This window comes from Roseovarius sp. A-2 (assembly GCF_002072155.1).
Classification (GTDB): Bacteria; Pseudomonadota; Alphaproteobacteria; order Rhodobacterales; family Rhodobacteraceae; genus Roseovarius.
Window position 1 is genome coordinate 149,833 of the sequence record NZ_BDIY01000006.1, and the last position, 18,732, is coordinate 168,564.

Genomic DNA, 18,732 nt, shown 5'->3' on the forward strand with positions numbered 1-18,732 from the left:
ATGTCCGCCGATCAACCCACCGTGCTGCTGGTCGAGGATGAGCCCGCGCAGCGCGAGGTTCTGGGCTATAACCTTGAGGCCGACGGGTTCCGCGTGATGACGGCCAGTAATGGCGAAGAGGCGCTTCTGATGGTGTCGGAAATGCCGCCCGATATCATCGTGCTCGACTGGATGATGCCCAATGTCTCGGGCATCGAGGTGTGCCGCCAGCTCAAGACCCGCTCCGAGACGCGCGCGATTCCCATCATCATGCTCTCGGCGCGCTCCGAAGAGGTGGACCGCGTGCGCGGGTTGGAAACCGGGGCCGATGACTACGTGATCAAGCCCTATTCATTGGTCGAACTGATGGCGCGGGTGCGCGCGCAACTGCGCCGCACGCGGCCCGCCACGGTGGGCGAGCGGCTGGAATATGCCGATATCGTTCTCGATTCCGAGACGCATCGCGTGACGCGCTGCGACAAGCCTTTGAAGCTGGGCCCGACCGAATTTCGGCTGTTGTCGACCTTCATGGAAAAGCCCGGGCGCGTCTGGTCGCGCGAGCAACTGCTCGACCGGGTCTGGGGCCGCGACATCTATGTCGATACGCGCACCGTGGACGTGCATATCGGGCGGTTGCGCAAGGTGCTCTGCCAGCATGGCGGCGATGACCCGCTGCGCACGGTGCGCGGGGCGGGCTACGCGCTCGGCTGAGGGCTCAGGCGAAGTCGAAGGTATCGGCGCGCGCACGGTCCCAGTATTTGGCAAAGGCCGGGTGATCGACCGTGCCCGAGAGCAACTCTCCCTCTTCCAGCCACAGATACTGACTCGCGGCAGAGCGCACCTCGCGGCTGTTGACGCGGATCATCAGGTGGTGCGGGGTGAAGTTCTGCGGGGTTTGCAGACCGGAGGATTCCACCGCCTCCTTGAGGGCCATCATCGTGTTGCGGTGAAAATTGGCGACGCGCTGATACTTGTCCGCCACTACCAGCGCTCGGTAGCGGCCCGGGTCCTGAGTGGTCACCCCGGTCGGGCATTTGCCGGAATGACAGACCTGCGCCTGAATGCAGCCCACCGCGAACATGAAGCCGCGCGCGATGTTGCAGCCATCCGCGCCAAGCGCGAACATGCGGCACAGATCGAATGCGCTGATCAGCTTGCCCGAGACGATGAGCCGGATGCGATCTCGCAGCCCCATGCCCACCAGCGTGTTATGCACCAGCATCAACCCCTCGCGGATCGGCGCGCCCTTGTGATCGGCGAATTCTGCCGGTGCCGCGCCGGTGCCGCCCTCGGCTCCGTCTATGGTGATGAAATCGGGGGTGATGCCGGTCTCGTGAAACGCCTTGGCCATGGCAAAGAACTCCCACGGGTGGCCGACGCAGAGCTTGATGCCCACCGGTTTGCCCCCCGAAAGCGACCGCAGCCGGGCGATGAAGGCACACAGCCCCTCAGGGGTGGAAAACTCGGAATGACCCGGCGGGCTGATGCAATCCTCGCCCACACGCACGCCGCGCGCCTCGGCGATGGCCTCGGTCACCTTGGCACCGGGCAGAATGCCGCCATGACCGGGCTTGGCCCCCTGGCTCAGCTTTATCTCGATCATCTTGACCTGATCGTCGGCGGCGGTCTCGGAAAACATCTCGGAATTGAACGCGCCCTCGGGAGTGCGGCATCCGAAATAGCCCGAGCCGACCTGCCAGATCAGGTCGCCGCCATGCTTGCGGTGAAAGCGCGAGATCGATCCCTCGCCGGTGGTATGGGCGAAACCGCCGAGCTTTGCCCCCCAATTGAGCGCCTCGATCGCATTGGGCGAGAGTGCCCCGTAGGACATGCCAGAGATATTGAGCGGTGAGCTGTCATAGGGTTGGGTGCAGTCCGGGCCGCCGATGCGCAGCCGGAAATCGTGGCTGTCGAGATGGGTGGGGGCCATGGAATGGTTGATCCACTCATGCCCTACAGCGTTCACATTGCGCAGCGTACCGAAGGGGCGCAGCCCCTCGATGCCTTTGGCGCGGCGATAGACCAGCGCGCGCTGTTCGCGGGAATAAGGGGTTTCCTCGTGGTCGCTCTCGAGGAAATATTGGCGGATCTCGGGGCGGAAATGCTCGAAGAGAAAGCGCAGCCGGGCGGAAATCGGATAGTTCTTGAGCACCGCGCGCTTGCTCTGGGAAATGTCATAGAGGCCGACGCCCGCAATAATCCCGGCCAGAGCGGCGAGGACACCGCCCCAGAACGGCAGCCACAGCGCAAGGACAAGACCCGCAGGCACGAGCAACAAACTGATGAGCAGCGGAATATAACGCAAGAGACCCTCCCTGAACCATGTCGCACCGGGTCACTGTGGCAGATGGCGACATGACAAAGCGAGTCTTTTTGCGCCCAATTTATGGGCAGGGGGCAGGATCAGTAGTCCCGTTCGAAGAACACACCGACACCGCTGTCGCCGTCATTCGAGGCCCCGCCCTTGAGCGTGACCGATTTCGAGACGTCGAGGTTGAGGTTGATGCGCTGCTTGCCAGCGCTGTCGGCGGTCACCTCGGTGTAAATGTTGTCGGAGATATAGGCGCCCGCGCTGACCTGCGTTGCGCCGTCTTCGGACTGAGACACGTCGAGATCCGCAAGCCCTACCGCGCCGCGCAACCGGCCCACCACGTCGTTTTCGCCGCTGCCCGTGAGCGTGGCCACGGCCGAGGCCATCTGTGCGGCCTGAAAGGGCGAAATACTGTCGAGCCCGCGCCCGAAAATGAGCCGCGAGACGACCTCTTCCTGCGGCAGATCGGGGTTGGAGGCGAAGGTGATCTCGGGCGCGCTCGCGAGCCCTTCGATGATGATCTGAAGCACGGTGTCCTCAACCTCGGTCTCGGCGACGAAGCGCAGGTAGGGATCGAGCGATCCCTGCATGGTCACACGACCCTCGGTAAGGATGAGGCGTTTGCCAAGGATATCCATGCGGCCCCGGATCAGTTCAAAAAACCCGTCGGGGGCAACGTCGGCGGTGGTGCCACGGATGCGCAGGCGCCCGCCAAGCTCGGCATCAAGCCCGCGCCCGCGCACGAAGATGCGGTTCGGCGCGTTGATGGCGAGATCGAGCGCGAAGGGCCGCGATGCGGCACCGCTTTGCTCGGTCTGCACGAGCCCCGCGCGACGGCGCGTGGCGCGCGAGGCTGCGGACTCGTTCACGTGTTGCAGGTCGGGCAGCGAGACCGAGGCGGGGCCAAGCCCGGACGGGATGCGAATATTGGTCTCTTCCAGCGTAATAGCGCCGCCGATGCGCGCGCCGCCCGTGAGCGGGCCGTTCACCGTCACGTCGCCATTGGCGGTGGTGGTGTAGATCAACTGATCGGTCAGCACGAGGCCCGCAAGGTCCACGTTGAGGTCGCCATCGTAGCCGGGGGTGAGAGAGATCGGTCCCGAAACCGTGACCTGACCGCCGTCGCGCATGCGGGCGGTAAAATCGGTCTGCACGCGCGATTGCCCGAGCGTGGCAGTGCCGCTGAGGTTGTCGATGGCAAGCCCGGTTTCGGGAAGCGCCACGCGCGTGCCTTCGGTGGTCACGGTCCCCGTGACCGAGGCCAGCGCGGGCGCGCCGTTGACTCGTAGGTCGTAGCGCGCCGTGCCGTTGATCGCATTGGGCTGGATGAAGCTGTTGACAAGCGCGAGGGGCAGGGCACCCGAGGCGTTGAGATCAAGGCGCGCGCCATGGTCGATCACATCGCCCGAGACGGCGGCGGTGGTGCCGCCCGGCCCGGTGGCGTTAAGATCGAGGTTGACGCGGCGCGCCTCCGGGCCCTGCAGAGTGACGCTGCCGGTGGCCGAAAGCGGGCCCGAAAATTCGGGCGCAAAGAGGCCGAGATTGGCGAGCCGCGCGTCGATCTCGATCGGGCCGCCCGTGCCATCGCCCTCTGCGGTGAGGCTGAGTTGGGGTGTTTCCAGCGCGATGTTGCGAATTTCAATTCGATCCGGCGTGCGACCTGCCCGGGCGTTGAGCGACAGCCGCCCCGCGATGAGCTGGTCAAGCTGGGCGATGCCGGTGGCGAGATCGCGGCCCTCCAGCATGGTTTTGAGCGAGAGTGAGTTGCCGCCATTACTGGTCTCACCCTCTGCCGTAAGGTCGAGGCTGCCGCGCAGCGGTTGTCCGGCGAGAGCGGCAAAGCGCGAAAGGTCCGAAATGTTCGCCTCGACGGTGCCTGTGGCGGCAAAGGCCTCGGGGTCGGGCTGCACGGTGCCTGTGGCGTCGAGCGTGGTGCCCATCAGTTCTGCGGCAAGGCCGGTGGCGGTAATCGCCCCGTCGGCGTCGCGGGCGATCATGCCGCGCGCTTCGGCCGGGCCGCTCAGGCGGTCGTCGATCAGCGCCAGATCGGAGAGGCTGGCGTCAAACACAAGCAGACCGCTTTGCTCGGCGATGATGGCCGAGCCCGAGGCGTCGATGCGCGCTGCGTCATAGGCGAGGCGCAGGTCGCGCAGGGTGACTTCACCAGCCTCATGCGCTGCCTCGATGAGCAGCGTGCCGTCGCTGCCAATAAGCCCGTCAAGCTGCGCGATCCCGGTGCCCAGGCCCGAGGTCGCGGCCTCCAGCGTGATGTCGAGCTGCTGCGTCTCGATCACGCCACCGCCGCCGAGCGTGGCGTCGATACGGCCCTCGAGCGGCTGGCCGGTGATCGCCGCGAAGCGCGCGAGATCGGCGACCTCGGCCTCGATCTGGCCCGAGACCGGCAGGCCCTCGGCCTCGGGCGAGAGGGTGGCGGTGCCCGAGATGCGGGCGCCCATGGCCTCGACCAAGAGATCAGAGAGCGTGACATCGCCGCCCGCCGACCATGTTACCTGCGCACGCGTTTCGGCGGGACCGTCGAGGCGGCGGTCCGACAGGCTGAGATCGGACAGGTTTGCGGCCACGTCGAGCGTGCCAGATGTGCTGTCGAGACGCCCCGAGGTGCGCGCGCGCAGGTGGCGGTTCGCCAGCTCCAAGCGGTCGAGCGCGGTGCCGGTGGTGTCACGCCGGGCCTTGACCGTGAGGGTGGTTTCGGGCGCGATCAGCGGATCGGCTTGCGGAATGCCGAGCGAGAGTCCATCGGTGGTGGCGTCGAGCGTGAGGTCGAAATCGCCGCCCAGCAGGCTGCCCGAGCCTGAGAGCGTGGCATTGGCCGCCCCCGCCAGTTCCTGTCCCGAGAGGACGGCGAAACGTGCCAGGTTTGGGGCGTCGATCTGGGCAGTGCCGGAGACCGGAAAGCCATCGGAGAGCGCCTCGATCCGGCCATTGGCGGCCAGGGTTGCGGCGCCGGAGGCCACGCGCAGGGCGCGCAGCAGCAGCGGTTTGCCCTCGGTCCAGTCAAGGCTGAGATGGCCCGAAAGGGTATCACCGGCCGCCTCTGCCAGTGCGGGGTCGACCAGATCGAGGCCCGCAACGTCGAATTCCGCAAGTGCCGTCACCCCGCGCGGGGCGGTGCGCCGCAGCGCGCCGCGTCCCAAGAGTGTGGCGCTGTCGAGCCGGAGATCAGGTTGAGTGAGGTCGGTCAGTTGCACGGTCGCGCGCCAGCGGTCGCCTTGGGCCGCGTCGTAGCGGGCGCTGATCGTGGCCTTTTCCAGCGTGACAGGCGGGCCTGCGACGGGCAGGCGGACGGGTGTCGTGCCATCACCGATATTACCATTGAGGTCAAAGCGCGTGGGCCAACCGGCAGCATCGAGCGCCAGCGTGCCGTCCAGTGCCAGTTGCGCCGCCGAAAGGTTGAGCTGCTCGATCTCGAGCGCGCCGTCGGGGGCGCGTGTGCCGTTCAGGCTGAGTGCGCTCTGCCCGCCGAAGAAGGCGCGGTACTCCTCGGCCATCAGCGGGGTCAGATCGCCGTCGAGCCCGGCCTCGAAACGGGTGCCGGCCTCGCTTCCTTGCAGCGTGACGCGCCCCGTCAACCGGTCGGTGCCGTCGGTGGCGAGCCGAAGGTCGGCGGCGTAGTCATCAAGCGGTGCCTCGCCTTGAAGGGTGAGGGCGATGGCCGGGCTGTCAGGCAGGTTCAGCAGCGTGGCCGCGATGCCGCCCGGGGCCTCGTCAAGGGTGAGGTCGAGGGCCAGTTCGCGGGTCTCATTATCGAAGCTCGCATCGAGCGAGATTTCGCCGCGTCCGTCAAGCCGGTTGACCTCGATATCGGCGGTGCCCTCGCCGCCTCCGAGCGAAAGGCTGCCGAAAAGCTCCAGCCGGATTTCCTCGCCCAGAATGGGTGCGCCGAGGTTCAGGGTTTCGGCGGAAATCTCGCCGATATTGACCGAGACGGGCAGGTTGGGGAGCGTAAAGGGCGTGGCCTCGGCATCCTCGGGGGTGACGGGCTCTTCGCTCTCGGGCAGGCGCGAGAGGGTGATCTCGGCGGCGGTCAGGCTGTTGACCTCGACCCGACCCGCGAGCAGCGCCGAGCGCGTCCAGTTCAGCGCCACGTCTTGCAGTCGCAGCCAGACGCCCTCCTCATCGGCGATGGTCAGCTCCTCCAGCGTGGCCTCGGACGATAGCGCCCCGGCAAATCCGGTGATCCGCACCTCGCGTCCGGCACCTGATAGATTGTCCTCGATCAGCGATTGCAGGAAACCGCGATCGTCGTCGCTGTCCTGTGCGTGGAGCGGTGCAGCCAACAGGGTGAGCGCCAGCGATATGAACAACAGAATGCGCATCAGAATGCCTGACCAATCCCGATATAGAGTTCGTATTCGGTGCCCGCGTCACCATCGAGCGGCGTGGCGAGATCGACACGCACCGGCCCCACGGCGGTGAAATAGCGCGCGCCGAACCCGGCACCGCTGTGCCATTCGCCGGATCCCGAGCCAAGTGCGTCTTCGCCGACAAAGCCGGTATCGGCGAAGGCCACAGCCTGAATATCCCGCGCCACCATGGTGCGCACCTCGCCAGAGAAGCCCATGAAGGAGCGCCCGCCGATTTCGGCCCCCGAGGGCAGAGTGACGCCGAGCGATTGATAGCGCTGGCCGCGCACCGTGCCCGCGCCACCAGAATAAAAGAGCATGTCGGCTGGCACCTCGGAGATGCCGGCACCCGCGACCGAGCCGAATTGCGCGCGCCCGGCGAGGGTGACGCGATCCGCACTGCCGAAGCTCAGGTAATCGCGGACATCCGCAAAGAACCGACTGCCGAGGCTGCCACCGGTGTCGAGCCCGATGAAGGGCGTGACAGACAGATCGACGAACAGCCCCTCGGTCGGGTTCAGCAGGTCATCGCGGCGATCCCATGTCAGGCGCGACGGAAAGAGCAGGTGCTGCAATTCACGTTTGCCAAGATCGTCGGTGATCTCGGAATAGCGGTAGGTGAGGCCGGTCTCGCCGGTCAGCTGGTCGCTGAAAATATGGGTGAGGCCGCCGCCGATCTCGGCCTTGCGCTCCTTGTAATCCGGCTCGTCATTATCTTCGATATTGGCGAGCAGGAAGGCCCCGGTATCGGGAGTGAAGGTGGCGGGCCGGTCGATCCGTGCACCAAGGCGGAAATCCATGCCGCCCGAATCACCGCCGATACCGCCGACAAGCGCGTCGATGCGCAGCCGCTCGGCCCCGCCCAGAAGATTGCGGTGCAGCCAGAAACCCGAGAGCGTGATACCTTCGAGCGAGGACAGTTCCGCGCCCGCGCCGATGCGGCGGCGCTTGGCATCGACCACCTGTGTTTCCATGTCGAGCGTGCCGTCGGGGTTGGGCGTCTTGGCCTCGCGCATCACCACCGAGCGGAAGGCCCCCGCGCGCCGGAGACGATTTGCGGCACGCTCCTGTTCCTCGGGTGAAAAGGTCTCGCCGGTGGGCAAGCCCGCTATCTCACGAATGCGGGCCTCGCGGACACGGCTTGGCCTGTCGCCCTCATCGATCAGCAGGGCCCCGAAGCGCAGTTGCGGCCCCGGCGCGAGAGTAATGTCGGCGTCGAGCGTCTGGTTGGCATGATCGGCGACGATGTTCTGCTCGGCCACTTCGGCCTTGGCGTGGCCGGCGTCGCGCCAGGCCGCGATGCCGGTGCGGGTGGCTTCTCCGATCCGGTCGCCCCTGGCCAGTTCGCCGGCGGCGAATTTTTCCGGCAGTTTGGTCCCGGGTGGGACCGGGGCCACGCGCGCCCTGTCAAAAAAGAAGCCCTTGCCCCGGTCAATGGTGATGTCGATACGCTCGATCTGTTCGGGTGCGCGCAGCGGCGGAATAGCTGCAGCTTCCTGTCCATCGACGCGGATGTTTATGTCGAGGCTGTAATAGCCTTCGCCATAAAGCACGCCGACCAGCCGTCCATAATCTGCCTGCGCCGCCGCCAGGATGTCTTGCGCGGTCGCTTCCTCCTGCCCGGCGGTACTCACGCTGAGCGAAGCAGTGCGCATCCGCTCGGTGAAATCGTCAGAAGCACCGGGTACGGTGAGCGTTACATCGGTTGCCGCAACTGGCAGAGCCGATAGCGACCAGGCCAATGCGACTGAGCCGCAGGTCTTCAGATACCGTTCGATCACGCGTGACACACCCCCCGGCTCGCTTTCTCGTGTATCGCATCACATCTAGGTGATTACCAGACCGGGGCGAGGGGAAATTCCGCTCCAGTTGCGACACTGGCGAAAAATCACTCAGCCGGTTGTGGGGCAGGGGCCCCGAGTTCGTCTTCGAGAGCCTTTTCCACCGCGCCCCTGGGCCGAGTGAAACGGGCGAGAAGGTCATAGAGGATCGGGGTCACGAACAGCATCAGCAGCGTCGCGAGGCTGAGCCCGGCGACGATCACGGTGCCCACGGCGATCCGGCTTTCCGCACCCGCGCCGGTGGCCAGCACAAGCGGCAGCGCCCCAAGCAACGTGGAGATCGCGGTCATCATGATCGGACGCAGGCGCAGCACCGAGGCCTCGACCACCGCATCGCGCACATCGCGCCCCTCGTCGCGCAACTGATTGGCGAATTCGACGATCAGGATCCCGTTCTTTGATATCAGCCCGATCAGCAGGATGATGCCAATCTGACTGTAGACGTTGAGCGACAGCCCGCCCACGACCATGGCATAGATAGCACCCGCCACGCCGGTGGGCACGGTAAGCATGATCACCACCGGGTGCAGGAAGCTCTCGAATTGGGCCGCAAGCACGAGGTAGACGATCACGAGTGCCAACATGAACACCACGCCGAGCCCGCCCGAGGTGTCCTTGTACGTGCGCGACTGCCCGTCATAGCCCAGCTTGGCCTCGGCGGGCAGGATTTCGGCGGCGATGGTTTCCAGCTTCGCCAGCACGTCGCCCAGTTCGGCGTCGGGGGCAAGCGCGCCCGAAAGCTGGATTGAGGGCAGTCGGTCGAAGCGGCGCAGCGATGGGGCGGCCGCGTTCTCCTTGAGCGTCACCAGTGCGCCCAAGGACACCAGCGTCTCGCCGTCGGAGGCGCGGATGAAGATGTTTTCAATATCGGTGGGCGTGCGCCGGTCCTCGTCCTCGGCCTGCACCAGAACAGGATATTCGCGGCCCCGGCTGACAAAGGTCGTCACCTCGCGCGAGGCCAGCATGGTTTGCAGCGTGGTGGCGATCACCTCGGCGGAAATGCCCAGATCGTCGGCGCGTTCGCGGTCGATCTCGATATCGAGCTGAGGCAGATTTTCCTCGAAGTTGATCTCGGGATTGACCAGCCCATCGACCTGTTCGGCGCGTTTGAGAAACTCGGTCGCCCAGCCCTCGACGCTCTCGAAATCGGGGCCGCCGATCACCACCCGTACCGGGGTCGAGCTGCCCCGCAACCCAAGCCCGGCCGGAGTTACCGGAAAGCCGCGCGCGATGGTTACCTGACCCATTTGCGGCGCGAGATCGCCGACCAGTGCCGAGACGGGGCGGTCTCGCTCTTCCCAGGGCGCGAGGCGGAATACCACGAAGGAGCGCCACGCGCGCCCGCCCCAGCCGGTGAAGGTGAAAACGGTCTCGATCTCGCCGCTTTCGACGTAGGGCACGAGCAGTTCTTCGACCTGACGCGCGGCCATGTCGGAATGCGGCACGGTCGAGCCTTGCGGCGCGGTGAGCGGCACGAAACCGACGCCGCGATCCTCGCGCGGGGCGAGTTCGCGCGGCAGGCCGTCGTAGAAAAGCGCGGCGCCGGCCGTGATAACAAGCGTCACCGGCAGCACCACCAGCGGCATGCCGATGGCGCGGGTCAGAAGCACGCGATAGGCACGCTGGATGAATGGGGCACCATGTGCGCGACCATCCTTGCGGGCCTTGGGCGCGCGCAGCACCTTGGAGGCCAGCGCCGGGCATGCTGTCAGCGCCACGAAGGTCGAGATCGCGACCGTGCCCGCCATGACCCAGCCGAATTCCACGAACAGACGCCCGACCTGCCCGGGCATGAACGACAGCGGCACGAAGACGGCTATCAGCGTGAGCGAGGTGGCGATCACCGCGAAAGTCACCTGTCGCGCGCCCTTGAGGCTCGCGACCAGCGGGCTTTCGCCCTCCTCGATGCGGCGCTGGATGTTCTCCAGAACGACGATGGCGTCATCGACCACGAGGCCGATCGACAGAAGCAGCGCCAGAAGCGTCAGCGTGTTAAGCGAAAACCCCCAGAGACCGATCAGAAGAAAACTGCCGACCAGCGCGACCGGAATGGTGATGGCGGGAATAAGCGTGGCGCGGATGCTCTTCAGAAACAGCAAGATCACAGCCACCACCAGCGCCAACGAGATGAAGAGCGCCGTCACCACCTCGCGAATCGAGGCCCCGACAAAGAGCGCGTCATCCGAACCGACGATGATCTTCATGCCTGCGGGCAGGCTGCGCTCCATCGCCTTCATCTCGGCGCGGACCGCCTTGGAGATTTCGAGCGTGTTGGACTGGCTCTGGCGCAGGATCCACAGGCCCACGGCGTCGGTGCCGTTGGTGCGCACCACGGTAGTGTCGTCGGCCACGCCCGGTTCCACCCGCGCGACATCGCCCAAGCGCACCGGGTAGCCCGCCACCCGGTCGAGCACGATGGCGCGGAAATCCTCGATGCTGTCGAGCCGGCTGTTGAGGCGCACGGAGAGTTGCCGGTTGAAGGATTCCACTTCGCCCGCGGGCAGCTCGATATTGTTGCGCCGAAGCGCCGCCTCGACATCCGCAACGGTCAGGTTGCGCGCCGCCAAAGCACGCCGATCAAGCCAGATCCGTACCGCGAAGGGCCGTTCGCCCACCAAATTGACATTGGCCACCCCGTCGAGCGTGGCGATGCGGTCGACGATCAGCCGGTCGACGTAATCGGTGATCTCGGCGGTGGTCATCCGGTCCGAGGTGACGGCGATGCGCATCACCGGGTCGGCATCGGCATCGGATTTGACAACCTCGGGTTCGTCCGCCTCTTCCGGCAACTCGCCGCGCACCCGGCCCACGGCGTCGCGCACATCATTGGCGGCCACGTCGATATCGACGCCGCTGTCAAACTCGATGGTCACGCGGCTGCGGCCCTGACGGCTCTCTGAACTGATCGTGCGGATGCCCGAGATGGTGGCTATGGCGCCCTCGATGGTCTCGGTCAGATCGGTGTCGATCACCTCCGGCGCGGCGCCGCGATAGGTGGTGGTGACGGTGACGACGGCGTTGTCCACGTCCGGCAATTCGCGCACCGGCAGGCCGAGCAGGGCAGCAAGGCCGAAGATCACGATCAGCAGGCTCATCACCGCCGCGAGGACGGGACGGCGCACCGAAATGTCAGACAGTGTCATGTGGGTTGCTCCGGCTCTGCCTCAGCGGAGGCGGTGGCGGCATCGTCGGTTTGAAGAATGTTGAGCGGACTGCCGTCGCGCACCCGCTGCAAGCCGCGCACCACTACGGCCTCGCCCTCGTCGAGGCCCGAGAGGATCGCGATGCGCCCGTCCTGCCGCTGCCCGGTCCTGACCACGCGGCGTTGCGCGACGTTGTCCCGCGCGACAAAGACATAGGTTTCGGCGGCCTGGAAGATGATCGCCTCTTCGGGGACGGTGACGCGGTCGTCCTGCGACAGAACGAGGGTGAGAGACAGGAACATGCCCGCAGGCAGGGTGCTGTCGGGGTTGGGCACAACGGCCCGCGTGCGGAAGGCACGGCTGACCGGGTCGATGCGGCTGTCCACGACGTCGATGGTGCCGATGAACTCGCGGTCGGGAAAGGCGGCGCTTCGGGCAATCACCTGCTGGCCTCGATTGACCTGGGCAAATACTGTTTCGGGCAGCGAGAATTCGACCTCGACCTCGCTCAGATCGTCAAGGCGGGTCAATATCTCTCCCTCTTCCACGCGCGCACCGGAGTCGTAATTGGTCAGCCCCACAACGCCGCCGAACGGCGCGGTAATGCGGCGATCCTCCAGCCTGCGGCGGGCGCGGTCGACATCGGCCTCTGCCTCGGCAAGGCGGGCGATGGCCTCTTCCAGGGTGGCGAGGGAGACGGCATTGGTCTCGCGCAATTGACGCGCGCGCTGCACGGCTTGGCGTTGTTCGGTCAACACCGCCTCGGCCTCCGAAAGGTCGGCGCGCTCGATGGTATCTTCGAGCCGGGCAAGCACGTCACCCTCGGAGACCTGCGTGCCGGGCGAGATGGTCAGCTCGACGAGACGGCCATCGACCTCGGGGACGATGTCGATAGAGCGAACCGCGCGGGTGGTGCCGACGGCCTCGACGGTGCGGCGCAGGGTCCGGATCTCGGCGTGCGTCAGCTCTACGGTGACCGGGCGGGCACCCTCGGGCCCGGATTGCTCCTCGGGGGCGCCAGCATATTGGGTCCGGTAATACTCGTAGCCCCCGTAGGACAGCCCCACGAGAACGCAGAGCAGCAGAAGCTGTTTGAGAATGGACATATACGCGTGCCTCTCCTTGGGCGGCTGGACGACTGACGAGACCTCGTCCGCGACCCTAACCGATAAGGAACCTATAGTAAGCAGCGTGAAAGGCAACTCTTTGTGAGCGCGTCCTCAACGGCCGTCGCGATAGGCCCGAAGCGCGGCGCGGGTTCGCGTCCAGAGGACCGGAAGCGTCGCCAACCGCATCGCCCGTGCCCTGTGGTCGCCCGACAGAACGGCCGCCTCGCTCTCGGCAAGGGCGGCCTGAAAGGCGCGCGCGCCGCAGGTGGCCGCAGTGCCCGCCAGGTGATGCAGCCGATCGACAAGCGTATCATCAGGCAGGGTATAGTCCCGGTCGAGCGCGGTGATCAGGGCGCCGCCTTCGGTTTCGAACATCCGCAGGATCTCAGCGATGCGCGCGTCTGGCATGCTGTGTCCCAACTGGTCGAGATAGTGATGATCGAGACAGGGCAGCGCCTCGGCGGTGGGTTGCGCCGGTGACACGACCGCACCGCCCGCCAAGACCCGGCGCAATGCCTCTCGACTGAGCGGCTTGGTCTGGACCTCGTCGATCCCGGCCTGAAGCAGGGTCTCAGCCACCTCTGTCCCGGCATGGGCGGTCAGCGCCACGATCCGGGTTTGCGCGCAGGGACCATCGCCTGACCGGATCGCGCGTGCCGCCTCTATCCCGTCCATGCGCGGCATGTTCACATCCATCAGGATCAGGTCGTGGAACGCCGCCTGCGCGGCCGCGACACCCGTGATGCCATCATGCGCCAAGGTCACCTGGTGGCCGTCGCGGCTGAGCATCGTCTCGACCACCATCCGGTTGTTCGGATTGTCCTCGACCACCAGCACCCGGGCCGCCATGGCAGGGCCAGGGGATGCATCGGCGCGAACCGGAGAAGTTACAGGGCGCGCCGCGGGGGAGGGCAGGGGAAGGCGCAGCCAGAACAGGCTGCCTTCGCCCAGCTCGCTCTCGGCACCGACGCTGCCACCCATCAGCCCCGCCAGCTGTCGGGCAATGCCGAGGCCCAGCCCGGTTCCTTCGGGTTGCTCCTCGCCGGGGGGGTCGGCGCGCATGAAATCGTCGAACACATGCGGCAGATCGACCTCCGATATTCCGACGCCGGTATCGGCGACCTGAAACTCCACCTCATCCGCCTGATCCTGCCGCCACGCCTCCAGCGTGATCTCTCCGTTCCGCGTGAACTTGATCGCGTTGGACAGCAGGTTGAGCAGCACCTGATGCAGGCGATCCGGATCGCCTGTGACCATGCCCAACTGTCCAGCGGGCGTCAGAAGGCGAAGGCGGTTGCCGCGGGCTGCCGCAGCGGTAGACTGGCTGTCGAGCAAATCGGACAGCAGTTGATCGAGATTGAATTCGGTGAAATTCAGCCGCAGCTTGCCGGATTCGGCCAGCGTGATGTCGAGCGCATCGGTGATCTGCGTCAGGAGCAATTTGCCCGAGGACCGCATGATCCGCGTATAGCTTTGCTGTTCGCTGTCCATGCCGGTATCTTCAAGCAGATCGAGGGCGCCGAGAATGCCGTTGAGCGGGGTGCGCATCTCGTGGCTGATCATACCGAGAAAACGCGCCTTGGCCTGCTCGCCCGCAAGCGCGCGGTCATGCGCCGAGGCGATTTCCGCATGTGCCGCGCGCCGTGCCGAGATATCGCGCACAAAGCAGATACAGACCGGTGCATCGCCGCGCGCGGCGAGATCGGCGGAGAGCTCCGCCGCGAAGCTGCGCCCGCTCAGGCTGTGCCCGGTGAGTCTGTCTGAGCGGAACGGACGCTCGGCGCAGGCCTCCATCAGTCGCGCGGTGTCCATGCGCCCATCCTCTGCCTCGGTCACGAGGTCGGCGAACCGGACATCGTCGGCTCCTTGCGGCGGCAGATCGAACATGCGCCGGGCCCGCCCGTTGCTCTCGAGCAGGCGACCCTGGCTGTCGATCACCAGGATTGCATCCTGCGAGGTGTTGAGGATCGTTGCCAGGCGGTTCGAGGTGCGGCGGCTGTCCTCGGCGCGCAGGCGATGGTTCCGGTAGAGCCGCCAGAGGGTGATCAGAAGGGTGAAAAGCGCCGTTACCATCAGCAGGATCAGGATCGTCAGGGTGACGATTTGCGAAGTAAGCGCCGCGCGCTCCGCATCCGAGCGGCGCGCATCGACGGTGATCGCCTCGGTGGCCACGGTGCGGATCGGCGCCATCATGCGACCGGCAAGTGCCGCAAGCCGATCGCGACCGGCCTCGAATTGCGGGTCGGGCGCGTCGATGACTGGAACCATCTCCGCCAGCAACGACAAGATCAGCGTCAGCTCGTCCTCCAACAGGGCGTCTCGGATCGCCCGTGGATAGACATCGCCGCGTTGCAGGGTCATGATCCGGCTGTAGAGCAGGTCGAACTGTCGGCGCAATTGAACGAACGAGCCCGGATTGATGTCTGGCAACCGTTCGAGCGACAGCTGAAAGCGCAGGAGATCGACTTCGAGCTGCGACATCGTCCAGTGCAGGTTATCCTGCTTGGCGCGGCCATACTGATCGAGCTTGCCCATAACCTGCGCCGTGAGAAGGGCGGCGGCCAGCATGCAGGCCGCCGCAAAGATGCTCAGGACGGTCAGGACCAGCCGTTCACGGGCAGGAACGTTTGGATCGGTCGTGGCACTCATCCGGTTTCATTCCAGGGCGCACGCCATGCGCGGCGGGCGGTGATTCGGTCAGGCCGTCAGGGATTGCCGGTCGGCGCGGCAATGGCCCAAAGGTCGGCTCGGACATGTTGGCGCAGGCCCGGACGCCGCTCGTCTTCCCCCTGCGGCATTTCGCGCATGGGCGCTGTTCGGCTTGCCTGTCAGGATATCGGGACGGACATGCCGCTGAAATAGCCGTTTTGCGCCCCGAGTTCCAGTTTTTCCGCGGCGTCCCGGGACGTGCCTGCGGAACGCACCGCCTTCAAAACCTGCTAGACCATGATTGTTACCGAAAAGAGACTGCATCCATGCTACACTTGCGCTTGAATTGCGCGTTTTTTTGTAACAGATCACATCTGCCTTCTCGAGGTAATACCCGCTTGAGCGAAACCCGCATTTGCATGGGCTGCGACGACAAAATGTGATCAAGTTGTTGTTATCGTTCCGGGCGGAGGCATAAGTGTCACGACGGTTTCGATGGCGCGACCCCTGTGCGCGCCCGGTTCCGGCACAAGGAAAGGGAAGGACATGGCTAGGCTCCTGCTGGCCGACGATCATGATCTCGTCCGCGAGATGATCGCCGAGTTCCTGCGCAGGCAGGGCGGGTTTTCCGTCGATGTCGCGGCATGTCTGGATGTGGCGCTGGCGGTGGAGGAACAGGCGGGGCCGTTCGATCTGGTGCTGCTGGATTTCCAGATGCCCGGAATGGAGGCGCTGAGCGGGCTGGAGCAGATGCAGGCGCAGGCGGGGTGTCCGGTCGCGATCCTGTCGGGCACGGCACCGCCCGACGTGGCGCGGCGGGCGCTGCGCGCGGGGGCGGCAGGGTTCCTGCCCAAGACACTCGACCCGCAATCGCTGATTGCCGCCGTTCATCACATGTTGGCGGGCAAGGTCTACGCGCCGTTGGAATTTCTCCTGGAGAGCGAGCCGGAGGTGAACAGCCCGCGGCTGACACCGCGCGAGCGCGCGGTTCTGGTGGCGGTGTCAGAGGGCAAATCTAACAAGGAAATCGCCCGTGACCTCGACATCCAGGAGGTGACGGTAAAGCTGCATCTCAAGACCCTGTCGCGCAAACTGGGCGCGCGCAACCGCACCCATGCCGCGATGATCGCCCGCGATCTGGGCTATGCCTGAAACGCGGATAAGGGCGAGCGCGGGAGCGTCACGTGGCGCAGATGCGACCTTGATCCACAGGTGTGACGGTCGGGATCTCGCTCAGTCAAATGCGGTTTCTTCGGTGTGGAACTCAACGAGAAACCCCGCCATCCGGCGGGGTTTTTCAGTGTGTGGTCAAAAAAACCCTGATCAGGCGCGGCGACGGCGGCTGCGGCTCCCTGCGCGACCACCGGTGCGGACCTCATCGCCGGGTTTCGGCGGCGCCTTGTTGAACTTGATCCAATTGCCACCGTGGGGGTCGTTGTTGGTCAGGAAATTGGCGGCCATGATCGCCTCCATCTCCTTGCCCGCGCGCGGCTTCATCGAACCCAGACCAAACAGCTGGCAGAAGGTTTCGTCGTCCATGCCCTCGGGCAGGATCAGACCGGCGGCGGTAATCTCGGCCTTTTTTGCCTCGATCTCGGCCTGTTTCACCGGCAGCGCGATCGGGTTCATGATGGCGGATGTCATGCCCGCGCCCATGGCCATGGGCAAAAACGCGTTGTTGATGCCGTGACGGTTGGGCAGACCGAACGAGATATTCGATGCCCCGCAAGTGGTATTCACGCCCAGTTCCTCGCGCAGGCGACGGACGAGGGTGAAGACCTGCTGACCGGCGGTGGCCATGGCACCGATCGGCATGACCAACGGATCGACCACGATGTCATGCGCGGGGATGCCGAAATCGGCGGCGCGCTCGACGATCTTTTTGGCGACGGCAAAGCGCACGTCGGGATCCTCGGAAATGCCAGTGTCGTCGTTGGAGATCGCTACCACCGGCACGTTGTATTTCTTGACCAGCGGCAGCACGTATTCGAGACGCTCTTCCTCACCGGTCACCGAATTGAGCAGCGGGCGGCCATGGGCGGCCTGAAGCCCGGCCTCGAGGGCGGCGGGAACCGATGAGTCGATGCACAATGGCAGATCGACCAACCCCTGCACCAGCTCGACAATAGCGGTCATCAGCGGCGGCTCGGTCTCGTTTGGGTTGGGGTTGGAATTATAGACCACGCCCGCGTTGATATCGAGCACCGTGGCCCCGGCGGCGGCTTGTGCGATGGCGTCGGATTCCACGGTGGAGTAATCGCCCGCCTCCAGTTCGGCGGCGAGCTTTTTGCGGCCCGTGGGGTTGATGCGTTCGCCAATGACGCAGAACGGCTCGTCAAAGCCGATCACGGCGGTCTTGGTCTTGCTCTCGACGATGGTGCGGGTCATGTTCTGTTGTTATCCTTGTTTGCTGGCGGGCACGGCTGCGGCCCCACCGTTTTCGATGGCCCATGTGGCATTGGCCTTGATCCCGCCGAGCGGGAAGAAATGCACATGCTCGATGTTGAAATCCGGATTGGCAGCCTTGTGGGCCGCGAGTTCGGTAAGCACGTCGGTCGGCTCGTAGGGCATGAGCAGCTTGGAGACATCCATAGCGCGTTTCTGCAGAACCTTCAAAGAGGGGCCGACACCGCAGGCAATGGCGAACTTGATCAGGGTCTGCAATTTCGCAGGCCCGGCGATACCGATATGGATGGGCAGGGTGATGCCCGCCTCGCGCAGCGCGTCGGCCCATTTGATGATGGGTTTCGCGTCAAAGGCGAATTGCGTGGCAAGTGCCATCTGCGCGTCGGTGGTCTCGGAAAACTTCTGCTTCCAACGCAGTGCCTCGTCGACGTTTCGGCGGCTGCCGTCGGGATCGATGTCCTTGTTGCCCTCGGGGTGGCCCGCCACGTGCAGGCGCTTGAAGCCCGCGCGATCGAACTCGCCGCTTTCCAGCAGTTGCGTGGAGGCGTGAAAATCGCCGTGCGGTTTCTCGACACCGCCAGCGAGCAGCAACGCCTGATCCACGCCAGCCTCGCCCTGATAGCGAGCGATCCAGTCAGCCAGCGTGGCGCGGTCCTTGATGATGCGCGCCGGGAAGTGCGGCATCACCGGGTAACCTTCGCGCGACAGACGCTTGGCGGTGGCGACCATGTCCTCAATCGGCGTGCCTTCGATATGGGCGATGTAGACGCGGGTGCCTTGCGGAAGCAGGTCGCGGAAAGTCTCGACCTTCTCGGCGGTGCGCGGCATCACCTCGATGGAATAGCCCTGAAGGAACGCCTCCAGCTGGGCATTGGCCGGGGTGACTTTCTCACGCTTCTTGAAGTTCAAAAGTGCCATTGCGGCCTCCCA

10 protein-coding genes are annotated in these 18,732 nt (G+C 65.3%); 2 read left to right on the forward strand and 8 right to left on the reverse strand.

From position 1 onward, the window contains the following. Complete coding sequence (gene phoB / locus BHD06_RS09995) at nt 1-690, forward strand: phosphate regulon transcriptional regulator PhoB (RefSeq protein ID WP_080456848.1); 690 nt, start codon at nt 1-3, stop codon at nt 688-690. 4 nt (nt 691-694) lie between these two features. Here phoB and BHD06_RS10000 read toward each other — a convergent pair whose 3' ends face one another. From BHD06_RS10000 to BHD06_RS10025, 6 genes are all read right to left on the reverse strand, one after another. Then, the gene (locus BHD06_RS10000) at nt 695-2,284 is read right to left on the reverse strand and encodes an FMN-binding glutamate synthase family protein (protein WP_080456849.1); all 1,590 of its coding nucleotides are present in this window, start codon (nt 2,282-2,284) and stop codon (nt 695-697) included. Between the two features lie 98 nt (nt 2,285-2,382). Beyond that, nucleotides 2,383-6,627, reverse strand: a complete 4,245-nt coding sequence (locus BHD06_RS10005; protein ID WP_080456850.1) for a translocation/assembly module TamB domain-containing protein — start codon at nt 6,625-6,627, stop codon at nt 2,383-2,385. Next, the gene (locus tag BHD06_RS10010) at nt 6,627-8,435 is read right to left on the reverse strand and encodes an autotransporter assembly complex family protein (protein ID WP_080456885.1); all 1,809 of its coding nucleotides are present in this window, start codon (nt 8,433-8,435) and stop codon (nt 6,627-6,629) included. The genes BHD06_RS10005 and BHD06_RS10010 overlap by 1 nt, the downstream gene beginning before the upstream one ends. A gap of 107 nt (nt 8,436-8,542) precedes the next feature. After that, entirely contained in the window at nt 8,543-11,638 is a 3,096-nt protein-coding gene (locus tag BHD06_RS10015; RefSeq protein WP_080456851.1) for an efflux RND transporter permease subunit, read from the reverse strand. Beyond that, nucleotides 11,635-12,744 (reverse strand): efflux RND transporter periplasmic adaptor subunit, encoded by a 1,110-nt coding sequence (locus tag BHD06_RS10020; RefSeq protein WP_080456852.1) that lies wholly within the window; start codon nt 12,742-12,744, stop codon nt 11,635-11,637. The genes BHD06_RS10015 and BHD06_RS10020 overlap by 4 nt, the downstream gene beginning before the upstream one ends. A 114-nt stretch (nt 12,745-12,858) precedes the next feature. After that, nucleotides 12,859-15,396, reverse strand: coding sequence for an ATP-binding protein (locus tag BHD06_RS10025; RefSeq protein WP_080456853.1), 2,538 nt, complete (start codon nt 15,394-15,396; stop codon nt 12,859-12,861). Between the two features lie 546 nt (nt 15,397-15,942). Between BHD06_RS10025 and BHD06_RS10030 the strand changes: the two genes are divergently transcribed. Further along, complete coding sequence (locus BHD06_RS10030; RefSeq protein WP_080456854.1) at nt 15,943-16,548, forward strand: response regulator transcription factor; 606 nt, start codon at nt 15,943-15,945, stop codon at nt 16,546-16,548. Nucleotides 16,549-16,719: 171 nt separating this feature from the next. Here BHD06_RS10030 and BHD06_RS10035 read toward each other — a convergent pair whose 3' ends face one another. Next, nucleotides 16,720-17,784, reverse strand: a complete 1,065-nt coding sequence (locus tag BHD06_RS10035) for a methyltetrahydrofolate cobalamin methyltransferase (protein WP_080456855.1) — start codon at nt 17,782-17,784, stop codon at nt 16,720-16,722. 9 nt (nt 17,785-17,793) lie between these two features. Further along, on the reverse strand, nt 17,794-18,720 hold the full coding sequence (locus tag BHD06_RS10040; RefSeq protein ID WP_080456886.1) for a 5,10-methylenetetrahydrofolate reductase: 927 nt from the start codon (nt 18,718-18,720) through the stop codon (nt 17,794-17,796). Nucleotides 18,721-18,732: the final 12 nt, after the last annotated feature.